Raw genomic sequence first — 20,777 nt, 5'->3', positions numbered from 1 at the left:
GCTTCCGCTGTTCAGCCGATAGCTCGAAGACGATGCCCGGATCGGCGCCGTTTGTGCCCCAATCACTTTCCAGCGGTCATGTGACGCATGCGCTCGCGTCGGGCCAGAGTTTCGCTCTCACTTTTCCTGGCGTTGCCATAGCGCCGGTGTGAACGCGCTTGATGAGAAACGGGCGTAGTGACATTCTGGGCGTTCGCTTGAGAGGGACGTTTCACCAGCCTACACGGTTTCCCATGCCGCTTCAGGAATCAGCTAATGCACCCGATGAGTCGGCAACGGGCCCGTAAATTCCCGTTGCCCGACCCCGTAACTCGATAAGCGAAAATTCGATCGGCTTAAGTTCGACATGCGTAAAAAACGCGCTGCCCACCAGGACAGTGGGACAGCGCGTTCGTGACGTTGCCGACGATGCTGGGACGCTAAGGTGCCCCCTCTTCGTACGGCATCCTGGCATCAGGCGGTTGCAGCGGATTCCAGAAAAACCGGCTCACCCAGGTTAAGCGTCAGGCGGTTGCAGCGGATTCCGGGAACACTGGTTCACCCAGGTTGAGCATCAGCCGGTTGGCCCACGCGAAGATCGCGATCGAGTGGATCAGGTCCAGAATCTCGGCGTCCGTCAGGCCTACGTCGCGCAATGCCTGCAACTGCTCCGGACGAACGTCGCCAGGCGTCTCCGTCAGCGCAATCGAAAACTGCGAGATGGCTTTTTCGCGGTCCGTCGTGCCTGCGGTGCGCGGTTCGTCGAACACTTCGCGAATCACGTCGTTGCGCTTCGCCAACTGCTCGAATCGCTGCGCATGCACCGACGCGCAGTACACGCACCCGTTGATACGTGAGACAACTGTCGTCGACAACTCACGTTCGGCTCGCGGCATGCCACCCGGGGCATACATGATGGCGTTGAACGCCGCAGAGCGTTGGCGGAGGATCTCCGGTTGATGCACGAGGAAGAGGTAATAATCCGACGTTTTCGCTTTCGGATGACTTTCCTCCAGCACGGTGACCTGCTCCGGCGTCGCCTTGTCCAACTCGACTACGTCGAGCCACGCGTCCCAGTCGAGCGACTCGTTGGTGAATCCATGCGAACGGATGATGTCGCTCATGCTGTCGTCTCCTGCGGTGCCAGTTGTTTCAGCGCTTGCAGCCCTGCGACCAGACGCGTCTGATACGACAGGAATGCAATCAGTTGTGCCAGTGCGACGACGGCAGGCGTCGTCAATCCTGCTGCCGGCAGCTTGTGCAACGCATCCTTATCCCCGGCGACCGGGTTCTCGATCAGCGTCTTCGTGAACGTCAGCATGGCGCGCAGACGTGCATCTGCAACATCCTCTGGCGAACCGGACTCTGCGGCCTTCAGTTGCGAGGTATCGACGTCATACTTGCCCAGTTCCGCCCGATAGTGCGCAGCGAGCGATGCTGAAGGCGTCAGACGGCTTGCGTACAGCGCGACGAGCAAACGCTCCACCAGCGAAATGCCTTCGAGCTTCGGATCGAACAGCCCTTCATAGCTCCCCTGCGTTGCGACGGCAACCTTGTCGCGTGCGTGACGCAGGGTATGCGTAGCCGATCCCGGCGTCAGACCGGCGACGCGGTCGACGAGATCGTTAGCGATGTCGTACTCAGTATTGACGGTCATGATTGTCCTTGTGATTGGGCGCGCTCGGCCACGGCGTGCGCGAGAAATGCCTGTACAGCAGCCCACGATCGCTCGTCCGCGAACGCGTTGGCTTCCGGCGCTCCACCGCCGGTGCTGATCTTGCCGGAGACGGGATGGGCGTACACGAGTTGCGTGGTCGGCACGTAGGGGAACACGATGGCATGTCCCGCGCCGTCGAAATCGAGATGCTCGACCGCATGCGGATGCTCGTGTGCTGCGAGTCGCTCCGTCACCATGCGCGAGTAGAGGCTCGACGGCCATGAGCCATCGTCTTCGGCGGACAGCAACATCACCGGCCCGCGAATCTTCTCGACGGGAATGCGGGCGCGCTCGACCGCGTCCGGATCGTCCAACGCCGTCAGCATCGCCCTGGCGTGACGATGCGGCGGCGGGCCTTCGTCGAACGGCGCCCACGACGCGGTCCGGTTGTTCTCCCAGATGTGCGGCAACGGCTTGCCGTCGAGCAACCACGTCGGACCTTCCCGACCAAGGGCCGGATCACAGGCGTTCTGCGCGCTGTGGATCAATGCGCTTGGCACATAGCCGATGACCGCTGAAACGGCGTCCGGGAACGTCGCGCCGAGCAGCAGTACTAACTCGCCGCCACGCGATTGCCCGGAAAGCGCCACGAAGTCATGGGCCGGGCGCACCGTGCGGCGCAGCCAGTCCATCCCCTTCGCGAAGTACTCCAGCGGCGTGTTGGAGATGTAGTCCGGCAAGCCCGGGCCTTTGAAGTAACCCAACGCGAAGGCGGCGTAACCGTGCGACGCGTACAACGCAGCGCGAGGCTCATTGATCCCGCCACCGGACCCGTTAAGGATCATCACAGCAGGGTGAGGGCCGTTGCCCGGCGGGAGGTACAACGTGCCGACGAGTCCCTCTTCACGAACGTCGTGTCGTGTCACCCCTTCCGCCACGAGTCGCTGAGTGAAGGACACCGACGTCGCCACCGGCGCAGGCGGGACCCCGTGTTCCGGCGATGCGCCCGACGTAGATGCGGTGTCGCCCGTGGGGAGCCGCGATTCTGACTCAGGCGCTACTGCCGCATTCGATCGCGGTTCCTGCCCCGACACCGCCCCCGTCCCTTCGCCGCCGACGACCTGTGCGAGGACCGTTGTGACGAGTGGCGCGATGACCGGTTGCGGGAAGACGTCGCGGCTTTTGCCGTCTTCCGGCACCTGCGACCAGATGAGGCCCATGGCGGACACGCCGCGATAGCTGCCGCTCACCGGGGCGTCGCGCGACACGTCGACGACACCCTCCGTGTCGGCCGCGAACGTAGCCTGTGCGTGCCACACCACGCCGCCCGCCCGCGCGGTGCGGGCAGTCAGCGTGACATGGGCACCCGGCGCCGCACCGCGCACCACGAGGTGACGCGGTACGTCGATCAGCGCATCGGCGGGCGTCGCCGTCAGGATCAACGACGAGGTGAGCGTCGAGTCTGACGACCCGGCGGACGAAGCCGCCGACGATGAAACGTGCGATGACGTCATAGCGTGGCGACCGGTTTACTTCGCCGCCTTGGTCACTTGCATCGCGACGGTGCGATCGCTAGTGAACGGCGTGACCTTCAGGCCCTTACGCGCGGCCCAGATGTTCTGGTAGTGGTACAGCGGAATCGTGCCGACGTCGTCCGTCTCCACCTTGACCGACTGACGCAGGATCGCTTCACGCTTGCCTTCGTCGAACTCGGCGGTCGACGCGTCGAGCGCCTTGTCGATGGCCGGGTTGCTGTAGTGACCCCAGTTCGAAGCACCGAGACCCTTCTTCGCGTCGACCGTCGCCAGCACGTTCACGAGCGCATAGCTCGCTTCGCCCGTGCCGTTACCCCATGCCAGCATGGTCATGGCGTACTCGTTCTTGTTGGCACGGCTCGAATACACGGCCCAGGGCACCACTTCCACTTGCGTCTTCACGCCGATACGCGTCCAGAACTGCGCCACGGCCTGCGCCGTTTCCGGCCCCTGCGGATAACGGTCGTTCGGCACGTGCATCGTCAGCCTGAAGCCCTCCGGGAAGCCCGCGTCGGTCAGCAGTTTCTTGGCTTGCGCCGCGTCGAACGGAATGTCCTTGACGTCCGGGTTGTAGCCGAACGTGTCCTTGGGCATCCACTGGTTGGCCACGCTGGCCGTGCCCTGCATGATGCGCGAGACGATCGCTTCGCGGTTGATGGCGAGCGACAGGGCGCGACGCACGCGCACGTCGAGCAGCGGGTTCTTTGCGAGCGGCTTGCCGGCGTTATCGGTGATGTACTGATTCGTGCCTTCGCGGAACGACGGCTGAAGCAGCATTACGCGCAGCCCCGGGTACGGAAAGACCGTCACGTTCGGCGCCTTCTTCAGACGCGGAATGTCCGAGGCAGACACCTTGTCGATCACGTCGACGTCACCGGCGAGCAGCGCCGCAGTGCGCGCCGCGCCGTTGTTGATGTAGCGATAGTCGACCTTCTCCCACTCCGACTTGCCACCCCAGTAAGCGTCGTTACGCACCATCTCCACGCGGTCGCCCGGCGTGTACGACACGTACTTGAACGGACCGGTGCCGACCATCGCGCGTCCGGCGTTGTAGTCGTCCGTATTCGACTTCTCGCCGACGTGCTTGCTCACGATGTGCACCGACGCGAGGTTCAGCGGCAGGTCCGGGTTCGGGATCTTGGTCTTGACGACGAGCGTGAGCGGGTCCGGCGAGGTCATCGTGTCGATGGTGCGCAGGTAGCCCGCGAACGTGGCCACGCTGCCCGGCACGTTACGTGCACGCTGGTACGAGTAGATGACGTCGGCCGCCGTGAAGGCCTGACCGTCGTGCCATTTCACATTCGGGCGCAGCTTGAATTCCCAGGTCTTCGAGTCGAGCGCCTTCCACGACACGGCAAGGCCCGGCTGAAGCTTGTTCCACTTGTTCTCGACAAGCAGATCCCAGAAGTGCAGATCGACCGAGCGGTCGCCCGCGTGATTGTTCAGTTGCGGGTCGAGCGACGACAGCGGGTCGGCAAACGCGATACGAAGCGTGCTGGATTGGGCGGATGCGGCTGCGCTCGTGACGAGCAGCGCCGCAGCGAGAGAGGACAACAAGAAGCGTTTCATTATCAATCGATCCTGGTCGTTGGTGATTCGGAGTCAAAGCCGGGACGGCACGCAGATTCGTGCGGCCGATCGGCGGAAATTCGGACAAACCTGTCAGGGATCACGCGGATCACGCATCGTTCAGATGGCAGGCACTCACGTGGTTGATCGCCACACCGCGCAGTGTCGGCACTTCCGTGCGGCAGCGCGGCATGGCGTGCGGACATCGCGGATGGAAGTGACAACCGCTGGGCGGTGCAATCGGGCTCGGGATTTCGCCGCGAATCGAGGAGAACGTCTTGTGACGCACGTCGATGCGCGGAATCTCGGCAAGCAGCGCCTGCGTGTACGGATGATTCGGGCGACGGAAGACTTCCTCGACCGGCGCACTCTCGACGATGCGCCCCAGATACATGATCACCACGCGATCCGACAGATGCTCGACTACGCCGAGGTCATGGCTGATGAAGACGTACGTCAAACGCAGTTGCTCACGCAGATCCATGAACAGATTCAGAATCTGCGCCTGAATCGAGACGTCGAGCGCGGCGACGGCTTCGTCGCACACCAGCAGATCGGGATTCACGGCGAGCGCGCGGGCGATGCCGATACGCTGACGCTGTCCGCCGCTGAACTGGTGCGGGTAACGATGACGCAATGCCGGATCGAGCCCCGCACGCTGCAACTGTGCGCTCACGTAATCGTCGAACCCGGCGCGATCGGTCAGCCCGTGCACGAGCGCGCCTTCGCCGACGATGCGGTCGATGCGAAGTCGTGGGTTCAGGCTCGCATACGGATCCTGAAAGATCATCTGGATCTTCAGCCGCGCGTCGCGCTGTTCCTGCACGTTCAGCGATTGCGCGGGACGTCCATGAATCTGCACCTCGCCCGACGACGGTTTGAGCAGGCCCGCGAGCATGCGTCCGAGCGTGGACTTGCCGCAGCCGGACTCGCCCACGAGACCGACGACCTCGCCCGGCTTGACGATGAGATCGACGTTATCCACCGCATGCACGACGGCGGGCGGATGCGCGAGACCGGCGCGTTCGAGCAGACGTCCGGCCGGACCGACGTGACGCTCGCCGAAGCGCTTGCTCACGCCGCGCAGCGACACGATGGGCGCCGGCAGCGTGGCGCTCGGGCTGTTCGACTTGCCGTAACCGGTACTGCCCGGGTTGGCGGGATTGGCCGGCTGACCTTGCGGCTGCGGCGTGTTCATACCATCTCCTTTTGCAGCGCCGCACCCGGATGGAAGCAACGCACGAGGCGGCCCGGCGACGTCTGCGTGATCTCGGGACGCTCGCCGCAGACCGCCGTCGCATAGGCGCAGCGCGACGCGAACGCGCAGCCGGCGGGCATGTTCAGCAGGTTCGGCGTCATGCCGGGAATCTGGCGCAGACGTTGCCCGCGCTTGTTCAGGCTCGGCAGGCTGCCGATGAGTCCTGCGGTGTAGGGGTGATGCGGCGCGTCGAGCACCGCGTCTACCGTGCCTTGCTCGACGATGCGTCCGGCGTACATCACGGCCAGCGTGTCGGCCAGTCCGGCCACCACCGACAGATCGTGCGTAATCCAGATGAGCGCGGTGCCGTTCTGGCGCGCGAGCTTCTGCACTTCCGAAAGAATCTGCGCCTGAATCGTGACGTCGAGCGCGGTCGTCGGCTCGTCGGCAATGATCAGGTCAGGGCGATGCAGCATGGCGATGGCAATCGCCACGCGCTGACGCATGCCGCCCGACAGCTGATGCGGATAGGCGCGCAGACGCTCGTCCGGGCTGGGAATGCCCATCATGCCGAGCGTGTCGCGCGCGAGGTCACGCGCCTGCGACTTCGACACCTTCTGGTGTGCACGGACGGCTTCGATCATCTGCACGTCGACGCGAAGCACCGGGTTGAGCGTCATCATCGGGTCCTGAAAGATCATCGCGATGCGATTGCCTTGCAGGTGACGTAGCTCGCCCGGCGACATCTTCGTCAGATCACGCCCCTGGAACAGCACTTCGCCGCCGACGATGCGGCCCGGGGCATCGACCAGTCCCATGATCGAGAAGCCGGTCACCGACTTGCCCGAGCCGGACTCGCCGACGAGCCCCATGATGTGACCCGGCGGCAGCGAGAACGAGACGTTGTCCACGGCGGGCAAAGTGCCGGCACGCGTGACGAACTGCGTGCGCAGATTGCGCACTTCCAGCGTGAGCGGCGACGTCGAAGTCGAGGATGAAGGGGATGACGGGGGTGACACGGCGCCGCTCATTTCTGCAACCTTGGATTGAACACGTCGCGCAGGCGGTCGCCCACGAGATTGATGGCGACGACGGTGACGAGTAGCGCGAGCCCCGGGTAGAGGCTGATCCAGTACTCGCCCGAGAGCATCGTCTGATAGCCGTTGGCGATGAGCAGGCCGAGCGAGGGCTCCGTCACCGGCACACCGAGTCCGAGGAACGACAGGGTCGCTTCGAGCGTGATCGCACGCGCGACCTGAAGCGAGCCGACGACGATCAGCGGCGGCAGGCAGTTCGGCAGAATGTGACCCAGCACGATGCGCCAGTTCGGAATCGCCTGGCAGCGTGCGGCTTCCACATACTCGCGACGCGATTCGACCAGCGCCTGTGCGCGTGCCGTACGTGCGAAGTACGCCCATTCGAGCACGACGAGGGTGAGCACCACGTTGCCGATGCCTTTGCCGACGTACGCCAGGATCATCAGCGCGACGAGGATCGAGGGGAACGACAGCAGCAGATCGACGAGACGCATGATGAAGGCGTCGACGCGTCCGCCCGCGTAGGCGGCGACCAGACCGAGGATCGTGCCGAGAATACCCGCGATGAGCGCCGAGCCGACGCCCACGCCGAGACTGATTCGCAGCCCGTAGATGATGCCGGAAAGCAGATCGCGGCCCTGACCGTCGGTGCCGAGCCAGTAGGTGTACGTGGCGGCGCCGTTGGCGGTGGCGGGCGGCAGGCGTGCGTCCATGACGTCGAGCTGGCTGAGGTCGTACGGGTTTTGCGGCGAGATCCACGGCGCGGCGAGTGCCGCCACGATCAGGATCGCCAGCACCACGAGACCGAGCACGGCGCTCTTCGAGCGCAGAAACTCGCGCAGCCCTTGCTGCCACGGCGATTCACGACGCATCGGCATCGGCTCGGGGGTGAGCGCCGGTGCGGGGTTGCCGTTGGGGGAGACGTTGAGCGACATCAGGCAGCGGCCTCCACGCGCACACGCGGATCGAGCCACTTATAGAGCACGTCCACGATCAGGTTGATCGACACGAACAGGCACACCACGACGATGAGATACGCCACGATCACGGGGCGGTCGAGCGCGTTGATGCTGTCGAGAATAAGTTTGCCTGCGCCGGGCCATGCGAACACGCTCTCGGTGACGACGGCGAATGCGATGGTCGAGCCGAATTCGAGACCCAACACCGTCACCAGCGGAATCAGCGTATTGCGCAACACGTGCACGAGCACGACCCGCAGCGGCGACAACCCCTTGGCGCGCGCGAACTTCACGAAGTCCTGCGGCAGCACTTCGGAGACCCCGGCGCGCGTCAGACGCAGTACCAGCGACATCTTGAACAGCGCCAGATTGAACGCTGGCAGAATCAGGTGACGCAAGCCGTCGATCGTGAGGAACGACCACTCCACGCCAAACAGACTCGCTGTCTCGCCACGGCCGCTTGCGGGCAGCACGCCAAGATGCACCGAGAAGAACATGATGAGCATCAGGCCGACCCAGAACGTCGGCAGCGAGAAGCCCACGATGCTGCCCGTCATGAGCAGTTTGGAGATCGGGTTACGCGGGTAGAGGCCTGCGAACAGTCCCAGCGGAATGCCGATGGACACGGCCAGGATGAGCGCGGCGAACGCCAGCTCCAGCGTGGCCGGCAGACGTTGCAGAATCAACTGAATGGCCGGGACGTTGTACACGAAGCTGTTGCCCAGATTGCCATGCAGCGCGCCGTCGAGGAACGACAGGTACTGTCGCCACAGCGGTTGATCGAGGCCCAGTTGCGCGATGATGCGCGCGCGGTCGACCTGATCGACGTCCTGGCCGATAAGAATGTCGACCGGGTTGCCGATCGCGTGCAGACCGATGAACACGATCAGCGTCATCAGCCACACCACGAGTACCGCTTGCAGCAGGCGGCGCAGAATCCAGGCGGTCATGATGCCAGAGGCTCCTTGTCCTTGCCTGCGACGTGGGACGCGGCGATCTCGGCCACAGCGGGCGGGGGCGGCGCAGGCGTCCACTCGTCGCCGTAGACTTCCGGCTCGGCGTACGTCTCCATGTTGGCGTAGTGATGCGCGACGTCTTCCCGATAGAACGTGCCCGCCAGGCCTTGTGCCAGACGCTTCGCGCCTTCACTCACCGCAGGGATGTCGCCGGAGACGGCGCCGTGCGAGAGCGTTGCCGGGGCGCAGAAGCAGTGAATACGTTCCAGCCCGGGGCAGACGCCCGGTGTCTTCTCCTGGAATTCGAACGTCGGGCCGAGATCCGGCGAGTCCGACAGTTCCATGTCTTCGTCGCCAGCGGCCGGCGTGTAGCGATCGCTCCACTTGCGCACGGACTTCGAGAACGCGGCGAATTCCGGGCGTCCTTCGATGTCGATGCGAAAGCCCGTTGCGAAGACGAGGAAGTCGAGGACGAACGTGCCCTTGGCGGTGCGCACGTGCAGTGCGTCACCGACCGGTGAGACGTCGAGGATCGGTGCGCCAAGGTTGAAGCGTGCGTTGTCGTGACGCGACACGCGCAACGTGCTGCCTCGCGGCGGCGGCACCTGCTGCACGTTCACGTAATGACGGATGCGCCACTTCCATTCGTCCGGCAAATGGATGTGACCGTGCGTGAGACCCGGGTTGCCCGCGCCCTTGCCCTTGTTGATGCGGGGAATGTCTGCGCGGCGGATCAGCAGATCGACGCTGGCGGCGCCGGCTTCGAGCGCCGTGGCCGCGCTGTCCATCGCGGAGGCGCCGGCGCCGATGACGCCGACGCGCTTGCCGCGCAGCGTGGTGTAGTCCATCACATCCGACGAGTGCGCCCAGAAGCGGCGCGGCAAATCGCGTGCGAATGCGGGGACGGTCGGCCCCCCGAGGCCGTCGCGTCCCGTGGCCAGCACGACATGGCGCGCGTAGACGGTACGCGTGCCTTCGGGCGACGTTACGGATAGTTCGACGAGGCCGTCTTCGCCACGCGGCGTGACATGGTCGATGCGATGCTCGTTACGCACGTCGATGCCGAGCACGTCGCGATACCAACGCAGGTAATCCATCCATTGCAGACGCGGAATCTTGTCGAGCGCTTCCCACGCTTGCAGACCGAATTGCGCTTCGAACCACGCGCGGAACGTGAGCGCGGGCAAGCCCAGCGCCGGGCCGGTGAGCTGCTTGGGCGAGCGCAGGGTTTCCATGCGCGCGGTGGTTGCCCACGGGCCTTCGAAGCCGCGCGGCGACTGATCGAAGATCACGGCGCCCACGCCGAGATGCGTGAGCGAGGCGGCCGCAGCCAGTCCAGCCATGCCGCCGCCGATGATGGCAACGTCGAGTACGGGCTGGCCGTTGTGCGTGCGCTCGGGCACCCAGCGTCTGGCGGGCAGTTCGAGCCAGGCGAGGTCCTGGCGCAGACGCGCTTCGAGCGCGGGCAGGCCGGTGGCGGTGGTCGGGGACGTGGTCATGACGACTGAGCTTCCTTGGGTGCGGGCAAATCGCCGTAGAGCGATTGCAGGACTTGAGCGTGTTCGGTGGCGGCGCGCTGCACGAAGCCGGGCAGCAGGTCGCGGGCCGCCTCGGCCAGCGCGTCGACGAAGGCCAGCGCGGCGGGTGACGGGGCACGGGCGTCGCGGGTAATGACGCCGAAGAAAAACGGGATGTCGGCGTCGATGGGACGCACGGCGACATCGGCGAGCGGCAACCCGTACGCCGTGACCGGTTCGAGCACCGCGACGCCGAGTCCGGCACGCACGGCCGTCATCGCATTGATCGACGCGTTCGTCTCGATGAGTCCGGCCGGTGCGACGCCCGCCTGCGCAAACGCCTGGTCGAGACGTCTGCGCAGGCGGTAAGGGTTCTGCATGGTGACGATGCGACGCCCTGCACATGCGGCGAGCGGCAGACGGTCGTGCGCAGCCAGCGGATCGTCGGCCCGCACGGCGGCAACGCAGGCTGCCTCGCCGATCCAGTGCACCACGATGCCGCGATGCTCCAGCGGCAGACTCGTCACGCCGATGTCGGCGGCACCCGTCAGGACGGCGTGCACGACCTGTTCGGGCGACGTGCTGCGCATCTGAATCTGGTGGCTGTCGCGGGCGAGCCCCGGCAGCGCGAGGGCGGCAGGCACGAGGCCGGCGGCCAGCGCCGAGGTGGCGGCGATATGCAGAGGACGGGTCTGGCCGCGCGCAATTTCGTCGGCGCGGGCGCGAATCTGCTGTAGTCCGGCGAGCACGTGCTCGACATCTTCGAACAGCAGAAAACCTTGCTCGGTCGGTGTGACGCGCGGACCGCTGCGAGTAAACAGGGCGTAGCCGATCTCGGCTTCGAGTTCCTGAATCATGCGGGTGATGGCAGGCTGCGAGCGCCCGAGCAAACGCCCGGCAGCCGTGACGCTACCGGTCGACATGACAGCCGCGAAGGCTTCTAGTTGGCGTAATTCCATCTGGCTCGGTGTGGGGACGAAGCGCTGGCGCGTACCCCTACGCGCCAGCGCCCCGGTCATCGACGACGCCATGGCCGTCGATGTCGCAATGCCTTGTATTCGGATTGCGCATTCTTCGGCCTCAAGCATGCGTCTTGCAAATACTTAATATTTATATGCTCATGACCCGAAGTGCAAAGGAGGGTTTTGCCTAGGTGGCATAAGGCGGAAAGAAATTTAGGCCGGGATTTGAGCGCGCAACGGCTTCTCGCCGGGTGAGATTAGCAAGGGAGCGAAATGGGGCAAAACGGGGCGGAGGGGGAGGGAATCCGGGGGCGCGGGCGGGGTTTTCGGGCTTGAGCGGTCGGCCGCCGCGATCGCACGCTGATGACGTCAATGCCCGTCGAGCGGCAGTCGAAGCTGATTCGGATCTTCGGGGTGCGGTTGGCGGCGACGCAACAACGCAACACTGCGAGGTTTTTTCGGCGCGGCGACTGGCGGCTCGATATGACTCAAGCGAAACGCGGGGCGTGTGAGGTGGAGCACGCTCAGCGGGGCCGGTGCGCGGCGCGGCGGTGCGGGTGTTGTACCCAGCGTTGTCGTCGACGCACCGGTCGTGTCGGCAGCGTCCGCGCAGGCAGGCGTAGCGCCGTCGTCCGGTGTACGCATCGCGCTGGCGGCAAGGCGTCGCCCAAGCAACCGGTAGATGTCCGGATCGAAGCCCGTTGCGGCGGGCATATTGTCGACGAGCGCATCCAGGGCGTCGCGCGACGCCACCGTGCCCAGATACTGCCAGCGATCGATGACGTGATATTCCACTTCACCGGGATCACTGCCGTGTTCCTCGATGGCGATGGGGCCGTCATACGGCCAGGTCTCCAGTTGCAATGTCGCCAGGGCTTCGCGTGTGCGTTCGGTGTGGGCGTCGACGGGGGCATCACCCACGCAGACACCGTCGCAGCGCTTCACCTGATAACCGAAGCACGGACGTCCCTTCGCGGCTTTCTCGAGCCCCAACTGCGCACAACACAAACGATGCTCGTCTGCCAGCGCACGCAGCGCGCTTTCCGCCCCGGTGCGCGACGAGAACGTACCGTACAGCGACTCGGCGCTGGCGAAGTCGACGGTCTTCGCGCTGACAAGCTGCGGTGTATCGCTGCCCTGCGGCAGTTGCCAACTGTAGAGGCTGGCGGCGCGACGCAGCATGCGGTTATGCACGGGCTGCAATTGCTTGACGAGTTGCGATTCGAGCAGCAACGCGCCCAGCTCGCCGACCGTGCGACGCACTTCCACGCGGCGGATCTCCTGCGAGATGCGCAGGTCCTTGGCGACCTGATGGTCGCTGGAGAAGTGAGATCGCACGCGCGAGCGGACATCGACGCTCTTGCCGACATACAGCAGCGTGTCGCCTTCGCCGTAAAAGAGATACACGCCGGGGCTGTCTGGCAGTGCGTCGATGGCTTCGTCCGGCAATTGCGGCGGCTGGCTCGAACGCTTTGTCACCCGTTGCACGGCTTGCCCGATCAGGTCGGGTTCATAGATCGTGTGGAGCTTTTGCCAGAACTGCCAGAGCAGATCGGCATCGGCGAGGGCGCGGTGACGCCCCTGCGGCGCGAGGCCGAACCGGGCGATCAGTGCATCGAGTCCGTGACGCGCCGCTGACGGAAACAGCAGCCGCGACAGCCGTACGGTGCACAGCACGTCGGCCTGAAACCCGATGCCCGCCCGTCGGAATTCGTTCTTGAGAAAACCGTAGTCGAAGCGCGCGTTGTGGGCGACGAACAGCTTGCCGTGCAGGCGTTCCGCCAGCCCTTGCGCCAGCGTGCCGAACGACGGCTGGCCCTTCACCATCTCGTTGGTGATGCCGGTGAGTTTCTGGATGAATGGCGGGATCGGCTCGGCCGGATCGAGCAGCGTGCTCCATTGCTCGACACCGTGCGGCCCGACTTCGACCACGCCGATTTCCGTGATACGGTCGTCCAGCGCGTTGCCCCCCGTCGTTTCCAGATCGACGAAGACCATCGGGGCAGGCAGGGAACGCGCAAGCGCGTCCGGATCGATCAGCATGCCGCAGCAGACCCCGAGGACGACAGCGTCGCCGACCCGGCGACGAACGGTTGCGCCGATGCCGGGGCATCCCCATTGTCGGCATCGTCAGCGTCGGTCGTGTCGGCAAACAGCCCGCCGTCGGCGAACGCGCTGACGATGGCGCGAAACACGGCCGGCGCAGGGGCATCCGGCCATTGCAGGTCGACGGCGGCGTCGAGCGACGGCAACTCGCCGGCGCGTCGCAGCGCTTCGTCACCCGGCAGCCGCAGAAGACGCGCGAGTGCCCACGGCTCATGCCGCGCGTGAAGGCCGATGTCCGCCTCCGCCTCGTCGGCGATGGCCACGAGCGTGCGCCAGTCCAGCAGCATGGCCGGTGAGGCGTCCTGATGCTGCGCGACGGCGTTGTTCGCAGGCACGATCGCCAACGGACGATGTGACACATGATGCTGCAAATAACGTGCGGTAATCTCGCGCACGATGCTCGCAAGATCGCGCTCGGCGGCGCTCAGCGCCAGTTGATCCCAGTCGATGGTTTCCATGAGATGTTCCTCGATTGAGCGATATAATACTGTATAAAATCACAGTGCGCGAGTCACGTAGCCGATGCCTGAGCGAGGCCCGATTGACGCCACACATCTCCGCGTTCCGAGGGGCTCGCCGCGGGCATGACGGCGTGTAATACTCTGCGCCAACCTTTTCGCACAGGAGCGCGCCTCAAGATGTTGACCCTGTATACCTTCGGCCCGGCGTTCGGGCTGCCGGACGCCAGTCCGTTCGTCGTCAAGGCGGAGATGCTGCTCAAGCTGGCCGGGCTGCCATACCAGACCAATCGAGGCGGATTCCGTCGCGCGCCCAAGGGCAAGCTGCCTTACATCGACGACGACGGCGAGATCGTGGCGGACTCGACGCTGATCCGCCTGCATGTCGAGCGCAAGTACGGGTTCGACTTCGATGCGGGGCTCACGCCGGTGCAACGCGGCGCGGCGTGGATGTTCGAGAAGGCGCTGGAGGATCATTTCTACTGGCACGTCGTGCAGGCGCGCTGGTGCGACGACGAGAATTTCGAGAAAGGCCCGGCGTCGTTCTTCCGGTCGATTCCGTGGCCGGTACGTCCGCTGGCGCAGGCGCTGATCCGTCGCAAGGTGCGCAACACGCTGCACGGGCAGGGCACCGGCCGTTACCAGCCGGAGGAGCAGCGCCAGTTGCTCGCGCGCGGGGCGCAGGCCGCCGCCCAGTTGCTCGGCGATCAGCCATACTTCTTCGGTGACCGGCCGTGCGGGGCCGACGCCACGGCATTCGGTTTCATCTCCGGCGCGATGTCGCCCGATTTTCGTCAGCCGTTGCGCGACGAGATCGAAAACCATCCGAACCTGACGGCTTATGTGGCACGCATGCGTCGCGAATTCTTCCCCGATGCGGGAGATGGTGCGACGACGTAAGTCGAAGGTAAGACGCGCGAGGCGATCAAGGTCGCCGAGGCTGACGACCGAGGGCTGATGACTGAGGGCCGACGGTGGTCGTCAGCCGGCTTCGGAGGCCGTTTCGTCGCTGGAGAGTACGTCGGAGAGCACAAGATTGCGCCCGGAGATCTTGGCCGCATAGAGGGCGCGGTCGGCGCGAATGCACAGCGCTTCGAGGCTTTCGTGCTCGATCCACGTCGCCACACCGCCGCTCAGCGTGTAGTGGCACACGCCGAACGGCCCGGCGACCAGATGCCGGCTCGCCTGCGTTCGCAGGCGCTCGGCAATGCGGATCGCCCCCGGCGTATCGGTGCCGGGCAGCAACACCGCAAACTCCTCGCCGCCCAGCCGTCCGAAGACGTCCCCCTCGCGCAGACTGTCGCGAACGAGCTTCACGAATTCGCGCAGCACCGTGTCGCCACCCGCATGCCCATGCGTGTCGTTGATTGCCTTGAAGTGATCGAGGTCGATGACGATGATCGACAGCGGCCAGCCCCGTGCCACGGCGCGCGCCATCTCCTGACGTGCGAGCAGATCGAAATGCTTGCGCGAGATCGCCCCCGTCAGATAGTCGCGATTGGCTGCCTCTTCGGCCGTGGCGAGCATCGCGTCGTGAATCATGAGGACCGACCCCATGGTCATGGCGGGCATGACAACGGCGCCGATCGTGAGCATGACCAGATTGAACATCGTCGGCGCGAAAACATCGAGACCGGGCGCGGGCGCCCAGGCGAACGTCACGCCGCGCACCGTATGCGCAATGGCGAATACTGCGGCCATGCCAGCCGTCAGCCAATAGTTATAGCGATGACGGCGCGGCGGGATATGGCGCAGGATCAACACTGAGGTTGCGAGCAGGAACGTGGCGTGAAACGCCGAGACCGCGACCACGCGTAGCGAGGGGTTGTCGATGCCGTAATGCCAGAACAGGATCGCCGCCGCGAGCACGCCGAGCGACGCGCCCAGCACGTGCCAGTGCGGTGAACGGCCGAGAAAGCGCGCGCAGCCGGCGTAATAGAGCAGCAGGCCACCGGCCAGGGCGAGGTTGGCGATGGGAATCGACAGAAAGTCGGGGATGACGCCCCGAAGCGCGAAGAGCGGTAAAGACGCCAGAACGGCGACGTTGGCGAAGCACCACTCACGGACGCCGGCCACGCGCGAACGCAACAGAGACCCCACGATCAGCAACATCATGAAGCTGAGCAACGAGGTAATCGCGAGGAGGGACGTCGTCAACATGGCAATGGCCAAGGGGGAAGGCTGACATGTATGTGTTGAGCATTGTAATGTACGGCGCGACGCGCGTTACATTCCTTCGCGTGCCACACCAGTAGAATGGCCGGGTTCGCTATTTCTGCCTGAAGGAGCTTTCGTCAATGCAGACGACCCGACGCCAAGCGTCACATCCTTTTCGTTTCACCCGCCTGGCGGCGCTCGCGCTGGGCGTGGCCGCCGGCCTGAGCGCTCTGCCCGCGCTGGCACAGCAAGAGCCGATGCAACGCCGCTCGGCGCAACCGCCGCTGTTTGCCAGCCCGGCCAGTAACGCCACTGCACCGGCAGCGGACATCAATCGCGATATGCGTCCGGCGCTCGAAGCCGCCGGTCTTTGGTTGGGATTGGTCGACGTCAATCGCGGGCAGCAGAGCTGGGAGCAGGCCGCACCGGTGTTTCAGCGTGCGGTCTCCGCCGACGACTGGGCGCGCAGCCTGCAAGGCGCACGCTTGCCGCTAGGCAAGGTGAAGTCCAGAAAGATGCACGACGCGGTATTTACCCGCTCGCTCGCCGGGCAACCGGATGGTGAGTACGTGGTGATTCAGTACGACACGGTGTTCGAGAACAAGGCCGAGGCGCATGAGATGGTGACGATGGCCTACGGGATCGACGCGCGTTGGCGTGTCGCAGGCTATCTGGTGCGCTGACGAGGGCGGTCGGTGCCCCATGTTGGCGCTGCCCGTCGACATGTCGGGCGGTGCGGCGGGTGAGGGTGTCGGGCAGGGCTTGAATCAGATCTGAGCCGCCCGATGCACGAATGCCCGCTCAGCGCGGCAGGGCGGGTTCGACGATGTGCATTGTCGTCTCGACGTGGTCACGGGCGATCTGCTCCGCGAGCGCTTCGTCGTGCGCGCGCAATGCGGCGAGCAGTTCGCGGTGCTGCGCATTGGTGGCACGCAGTTGTTCGTCGGAGAACATGACCGGCACGCGCAGCGCCCGGTAGTAAAACTGCGTACGTTCGTGAAACTGTGCGATCACCACGTTATCTGCCGCCTTCACGATCAGATCGTGAAATTCCGTATTGAGACGATTCAGGGCCAGACGCGGCAGATCCGGACTCGGCTCCATCTGTTCGATCAGGGCTTCCAGCGCATTGCAGACGTCCGGCGTGATCTTGCGCGCCGCCAGCCGGGCCGTTTCGGATTCGATCGCCATGCGGCTCTCGAAGATCGCTCGCACGGGCAGATGGTCGGCCCCTTGCACTTCCCAGCCGCGATTGCGGGCGATGAAACCTTCGCCCTGAAGGATCAGCAACGCTTCACGCACGGGCGTGCGGCCCACGCCAAGTAATTGAATCAGATCGTCCTCGATGAGGCGCTGCCCCGGCTTGAGTTCCGAGGCGAGAATCATGCCGCGGATTTTGGTCCGCACTTCACCAGTAATCAGGTTGCTGGGCGCTTTCATCTGATGCTTGTCTTCCATTGAGCGGCGAGAACGCCGTTTACTTCGACTTCGGCGAGAGGCCGCAGGTGTTGCCGGGCCTCTCATGCACGGGCATGCGCTATGTAGGGATACCTGTGCCGCTGCGGATTTTACCGAGTTTCTTTCGGCCCCCCGAAAACCATTCCCAAAACGGCAAAGTTGTGGCAGCCATGCGCGCCACGCATCAATGGGGTCCGGTTTTACGCAATTCTTTCGGTTTCCGAAGCGAGGACTCGCTTATACGAGCGTTTGAAGCGCCAGAAAAATACCACAACCCCCGACGTATCGGGGTTCGCGCTCACTTACATGTAATGTGAGTACCCACCGTCGTAGCGTTGCGGGTAACGAAACATGAGGCGCGCGAGCGCTTCGGAAAATTGATGAAGATGTGAAGAAAGTCCGGTGAATAACCCCTTATTTATAAGGGGCTTTCGACGGAAATGCTGACCGTCTTTCCGGGAAACGGGATTTCACAGGCCGCGATGGAAGGCGATGTCGATGATTTGTTCGTGAATTTTTGCAAATGATGGTAATTCGGCGCGATTGTTAATGAAATCGGTGCAAACCCGTTGCGTGAACTGTCGGCCGAGAGGCGTCGTCCCTGCGCTTCGAAAAAAGGGCCTGCGTGGCAGAATCAGGGCATCCCGCTTTGTGCCACTTCGCGTGCCATTGCACGCCCCCCTCCCATGCCGTCATTGCTCTACCGGCGCGTGCGCCACCTGTCGCAACACGCTGCCGCCACATTGCGCACCACAGCCTTTGTCAGTCTTGCCTCCCTCGTGACGCTGAGCGCTACGCTGATCGCAGCCCCCGCACGTGCCGCCGACCCGGTGCCGGGGAGTACCGTGGTCAGTCCTGGCGCCAGTCCCGCCATCAGTCCCGCCATCGGTCCGGATTCCAACGCCGGTCCGGCCTACGGCCCGGAGTTGCAGGGCTTCGACTATCCGTATCCGGTCAATCGTTTCGACTTCACGTCGCAGCGCTTGCCGTTGCATATGGCGTATATCGACGTCAAACCAGCGCAAGCGAACGGCCGCACCGTCGTGCTGTTGCACGGCAAGAACTTCTGCGCCGCCACGTGGCAGGAGACGATCGACACGCTCGCCGGCGCGGGCTATCGCGTAATTGCCCCGGACCAGATCGGCTTCTGCAAGTCGAGCAAGCCGGCGCAGTATCAATACAGTTTTCAGCAACTAGCGAACAACACGCATGCGTTGCTCGCTTCGCTGGGCATCTCGTCGGCGACGATCATCGGCCACTCGACGGGCGGCATGCTGGCCGCACGTTATGCGCTGATGTATCCGAACGAGACGCAGCAACTGGTGCTGGTCAATCCGATCGGTCTCGAGGACTGGAAGGCGTTGGGCGTGCCGTCCAGGACGGTGGACCAGTGGTTCGATCGGGAGTTGCGCACGAGCGCGCCCGGCATTCGTCGATACGAACAGTCGACGTATTACGCCGGGCAATGGAGCGAGCGCTACGAGCCGTGGGTGCAGATGCTCGCAGGCATGTACCGGGGACCGGGCAAGCGGATCGTGGCGTGGAATTCGGCGTTGCTCTACGACATGATCTATACGCAGCCGGTCGTCTACGAACTGGGGGAAATTCGCGTGCCCACGCTATTGATGATCGGCGACAAGGACACCACCGCGATCGGCAAGGACTTCTCGCCGCCTGACGTGCAGGCGCGCATCGGCCACTATGCAGAACTGGCCAAGACCACGCATGCCACGATTCCGGATTCGACCCTCGTCGAATTCCCCGATCTGGGGCACGCCCCACAGATGCAAGACCCGGCAGCGTTCCACAAGGCGTTGCTTGCCGGATTGGCGGCGCTGCGTTGATCTAACGACGTGCGGTCCGGCGTGACTGGCCATAAAGCACCCATGGACCAGCGCCGGGCGAGCATCGCGCCGCAAGTATCAGAGGTGCTTGTAGTAGAAGGTCGTGGCGCAGTATTCGCCGTCCGGCATGAGCGCGAACTTCGGGACGTCCCCCGCGCGTTGCCAGCCGCTACGCTGGTAGAGCCGTTCCGCATCGCCGCCCGTGACGGTGTCGAGCACCAGCACGTGACGTGCATGGGCCCGTGCGGCATCGTCGAGCGCGGCCATCAAGCGCTGGGCTACGCCCTGACGCCTGACAGAACGGCGCACGAGCATCTTGGCGACGTCGGCGCGGTGCGGCTGGTTCTCCGGCAGATCGAGAATCAGTTGCACGGTGCCGACGATACTGCCGATCCCACCGCCGTCGGCTGGATCGGCGGCACGTCGCGCCACGAGCAACACGCGCTCGCCCCGGGCGACACCTTCGGCGACCTTGCACCAGAACGCCGTCGCGCGCTCTCGGGTGAGCGGCAGCATGAAGCTCACCGATGCGCCACCTTCCACGCAATCGATGAGCACGTCGGCGAGGGTGTCGACGGCCGCAAACGCCTGCTCACCGTCGAGCGATGTCACGACAATGTCGGAGACGGGGGAAGCGCAAGACATCAGGGCGTTCTCCTCGCAGCATGAAACGGCAATGTGACGAGCCCGACGAGATAGCGCGCCGTGGCCGACGTGGGATTGTGAAAGCCGATCGGCTGATCGAGCCGCATGGCGAGGCAATCGCCGGTATCGAGTCGCCAGGTGGTACTGCCGAGCGTGATTTCGATGGTGCCGTCGATGACCCAGATCTGTTGCCAGACTTCGTTGTCCCTCGCACCGGTGTCGTAGGCGACGCGCTCGCCTGCCGGGAACCGGACCTCCACGAACTGGAGCGGTGACGGTTGCGACGGCGAGAGATTGCGTCTCACGTAACCCGAATCGGGATCGGTCCACACGGGCTGATCGGCGTACCGGGCAAGCGGCGAGGGGGGGACATCGGCTTCGGCCTGCTCGTCGAAGAGCGACGCCAGCGTGACGTCCAGCGCGGTGGCGAGCTTGTCCAGCACGTTGGCCGTCGGGCTCGTCTGTGCGCGCTCGATGAGTGAAATGCTCGAACGGCTCACGCCGCTGCGCTCGGCCAGCGTGTCGAGGGAGTAGCCGCGCTCGCTGCGCAGGTCGCGCACACGGCGGGCGATGCGTTCGTTGATATCCATGGCGTCCAGTTTACTGGAAATTTATTTCTAGTAAACTGGACGCCACGAATTGACGGCACGGTGACCATTGGTGTCATGCTTGTCGTCTTTTCATGGCCGTATGCGAGTGATACGGCAAATGTGATCACACACTGGCATGCGGCCACTTGC

At 64.4% G+C, this 20,777-nt stretch carries 19 protein-coding genes; 3 read left to right on the top strand and 16 right to left on the bottom strand.

Annotated features, from left to right (window positions below; translation table 11 throughout):
* Positions 1-503: 503 nt before the first annotated feature.
* The 12 genes from PCA20602_RS11845 to PCA20602_RS11790 all read right to left on the bottom strand — a co-directional run bounded on the left by PCA20602_RS11845 (position 504) and on the right by PCA20602_RS11790 (position 13,933).
* Positions 504-1,103, bottom strand: a complete 600-nt coding sequence (locus PCA20602_RS11845; protein WP_150721383.1) for a peroxidase-related enzyme — start codon at positions 1,101-1,103, stop codon at positions 504-506.
* Positions 1,100-1,636 (bottom strand): CMD domain-containing protein, encoded by a 537-nt coding sequence (locus PCA20602_RS11840; protein ID WP_150721382.1) that lies wholly within the window; start codon positions 1,634-1,636, stop codon positions 1,100-1,102. The genes PCA20602_RS11845 and PCA20602_RS11840 overlap by 4 nt, the downstream gene beginning before the upstream one ends.
* A complete protein-coding gene (locus PCA20602_RS11835) occupies positions 1,633-3,150 on the bottom strand; it encodes an acyl-CoA thioester hydrolase/BAAT C-terminal domain-containing protein (RefSeq protein WP_150721381.1) in 1,518 nt (505 codons plus the stop codon). The genes PCA20602_RS11840 and PCA20602_RS11835 overlap by 4 nt, the downstream gene beginning before the upstream one ends.
* A 15-nt stretch (positions 3,151-3,165) precedes the next feature.
* On the bottom strand, positions 3,166-4,740 hold the full coding sequence (locus tag PCA20602_RS11830) for an ABC transporter substrate-binding protein (RefSeq protein WP_150721380.1): 1,575 nt from the start codon (positions 4,738-4,740) through the stop codon (positions 3,166-3,168).
* 109 nt (positions 4,741-4,849) lie between these two features.
* Positions 4,850-5,848: an ABC transporter ATP-binding protein gene (locus tag PCA20602_RS11825; protein WP_150721410.1), complete on the bottom strand. Its 999-nt coding sequence runs from the start codon at positions 5,846-5,848 to the stop codon at positions 4,850-4,852.
* 86 nt (positions 5,849-5,934) lie between these two features.
* Positions 5,935-6,957: an ABC transporter ATP-binding protein gene (locus PCA20602_RS11820; protein ID WP_425495664.1), complete on the bottom strand. Its 1,023-nt coding sequence runs from the start codon at positions 6,955-6,957 to the stop codon at positions 5,935-5,937.
* Positions 6,958-6,965: 8 nt separating this feature from the next.
* Complete coding sequence (locus PCA20602_RS11815; RefSeq protein WP_150721409.1) at positions 6,966-7,853, bottom strand: ABC transporter permease; 888 nt, start codon at positions 7,851-7,853, stop codon at positions 6,966-6,968.
* 56 nt (positions 7,854-7,909) lie between these two features.
* A complete protein-coding gene (locus PCA20602_RS11810; RefSeq protein ID WP_150721378.1) occupies positions 7,910-8,884 on the bottom strand; it encodes an ABC transporter permease in 975 nt (324 codons plus the stop codon).
* A complete protein-coding gene (locus PCA20602_RS11805) occupies positions 8,881-10,389 on the bottom strand; it encodes a flavin-containing monooxygenase (protein ID WP_150721377.1) in 1,509 nt (502 codons plus the stop codon). Before PCA20602_RS11805 ends, PCA20602_RS11810 begins: the two co-directional genes overlap by 4 nt.
* On the bottom strand, positions 10,386-11,366 hold the full coding sequence (locus PCA20602_RS11800; RefSeq protein ID WP_069343988.1) for a LysR family transcriptional regulator: 981 nt from the start codon (positions 11,364-11,366) through the stop codon (positions 10,386-10,388). The genes PCA20602_RS11805 and PCA20602_RS11800 overlap by 4 nt, the downstream gene beginning before the upstream one ends.
* Before the next feature lie 372 nt (positions 11,367-11,738).
* Positions 11,739-13,412, bottom strand: coding sequence for an exonuclease domain-containing protein (locus tag PCA20602_RS11795; protein ID WP_150721376.1), 1,674 nt, complete (start codon positions 13,410-13,412; stop codon positions 11,739-11,741).
* A complete protein-coding gene (locus PCA20602_RS11790) occupies positions 13,406-13,933 on the bottom strand; it encodes a DUF2471 family protein (protein ID WP_150721375.1) in 528 nt (175 codons plus the stop codon). The genes PCA20602_RS11795 and PCA20602_RS11790 overlap by 7 nt, the downstream gene beginning before the upstream one ends.
* A 180-nt stretch (positions 13,934-14,113) precedes the next feature.
* Between PCA20602_RS11790 and PCA20602_RS11785 the strand changes: the two genes are divergently transcribed.
* The gene (locus PCA20602_RS11785; RefSeq protein ID WP_150721374.1) at positions 14,114-14,833 is read left to right on the top strand and encodes a glutathione S-transferase C-terminal domain-containing protein; all 720 of its coding nucleotides are present in this window, start codon (positions 14,114-14,116) and stop codon (positions 14,831-14,833) included.
* A gap of 81 nt (positions 14,834-14,914) precedes the next feature.
* Here PCA20602_RS11785 and PCA20602_RS11780 read toward each other — a convergent pair whose 3' ends face one another.
* Entirely contained in the window at positions 14,915-16,093 is a 1,179-nt protein-coding gene (locus PCA20602_RS11780) for a GGDEF domain-containing protein (protein ID WP_150721373.1), read from the bottom strand.
* A gap of 137 nt (positions 16,094-16,230) precedes the next feature.
* On the opposite strand from PCA20602_RS11780, the gene PCA20602_RS11775 reads away from it, so the two are divergent.
* The gene (locus tag PCA20602_RS11775) at positions 16,231-16,773 is read left to right on the top strand and encodes a DUF4019 domain-containing protein (protein ID WP_150721372.1); all 543 of its coding nucleotides are present in this window, start codon (positions 16,231-16,233) and stop codon (positions 16,771-16,773) included.
* A gap of 118 nt (positions 16,774-16,891) precedes the next feature.
* On the opposite strand, the gene PCA20602_RS11770 is transcribed toward PCA20602_RS11775, so the two are convergent.
* On the bottom strand, positions 16,892-17,530 hold the full coding sequence (locus PCA20602_RS11770) for a GntR family transcriptional regulator (RefSeq protein ID WP_170836297.1): 639 nt from the start codon (positions 17,528-17,530) through the stop codon (positions 16,892-16,894).
* Between the two features lie 704 nt (positions 17,531-18,234).
* Here PCA20602_RS11770 and PCA20602_RS11765 point away from each other — a divergent pair.
* Positions 18,235-19,392: an alpha/beta fold hydrolase gene (locus PCA20602_RS11765; protein ID WP_150721371.1), complete on the top strand. Its 1,158-nt coding sequence runs from the start codon at positions 18,235-18,237 to the stop codon at positions 19,390-19,392.
* Between the two features lie 78 nt (positions 19,393-19,470).
* Here PCA20602_RS11765 and PCA20602_RS11760 read toward each other — a convergent pair whose 3' ends face one another.
* Both PCA20602_RS11760 and PCA20602_RS11755 read right to left on the bottom strand, forming a co-directional pair.
* Positions 19,471-20,037: a GNAT family N-acetyltransferase gene (locus PCA20602_RS11760; RefSeq protein ID WP_150721370.1), complete on the bottom strand. Its 567-nt coding sequence runs from the start codon at positions 20,035-20,037 to the stop codon at positions 19,471-19,473.
* Positions 20,037-20,627: a helix-turn-helix domain-containing protein gene (locus tag PCA20602_RS11755; protein ID WP_150721369.1), complete on the bottom strand. Its 591-nt coding sequence runs from the start codon at positions 20,625-20,627 to the stop codon at positions 20,037-20,039. Before PCA20602_RS11755 ends, PCA20602_RS11760 begins: the two co-directional genes overlap by 1 nt.
* Positions 20,628-20,777: the final 150 nt, after the last annotated feature.

The organism is Pandoraea capi (assembly GCF_902459735.1).
Lineage (GTDB): Bacteria > Pseudomonadota > Gammaproteobacteria > Burkholderiales > Burkholderiaceae > Pandoraea > Pandoraea capi.
Note: the sequence above shows the minus strand (reverse complement) of the source record. Positions and strands in the feature narration are given on the sequence as shown.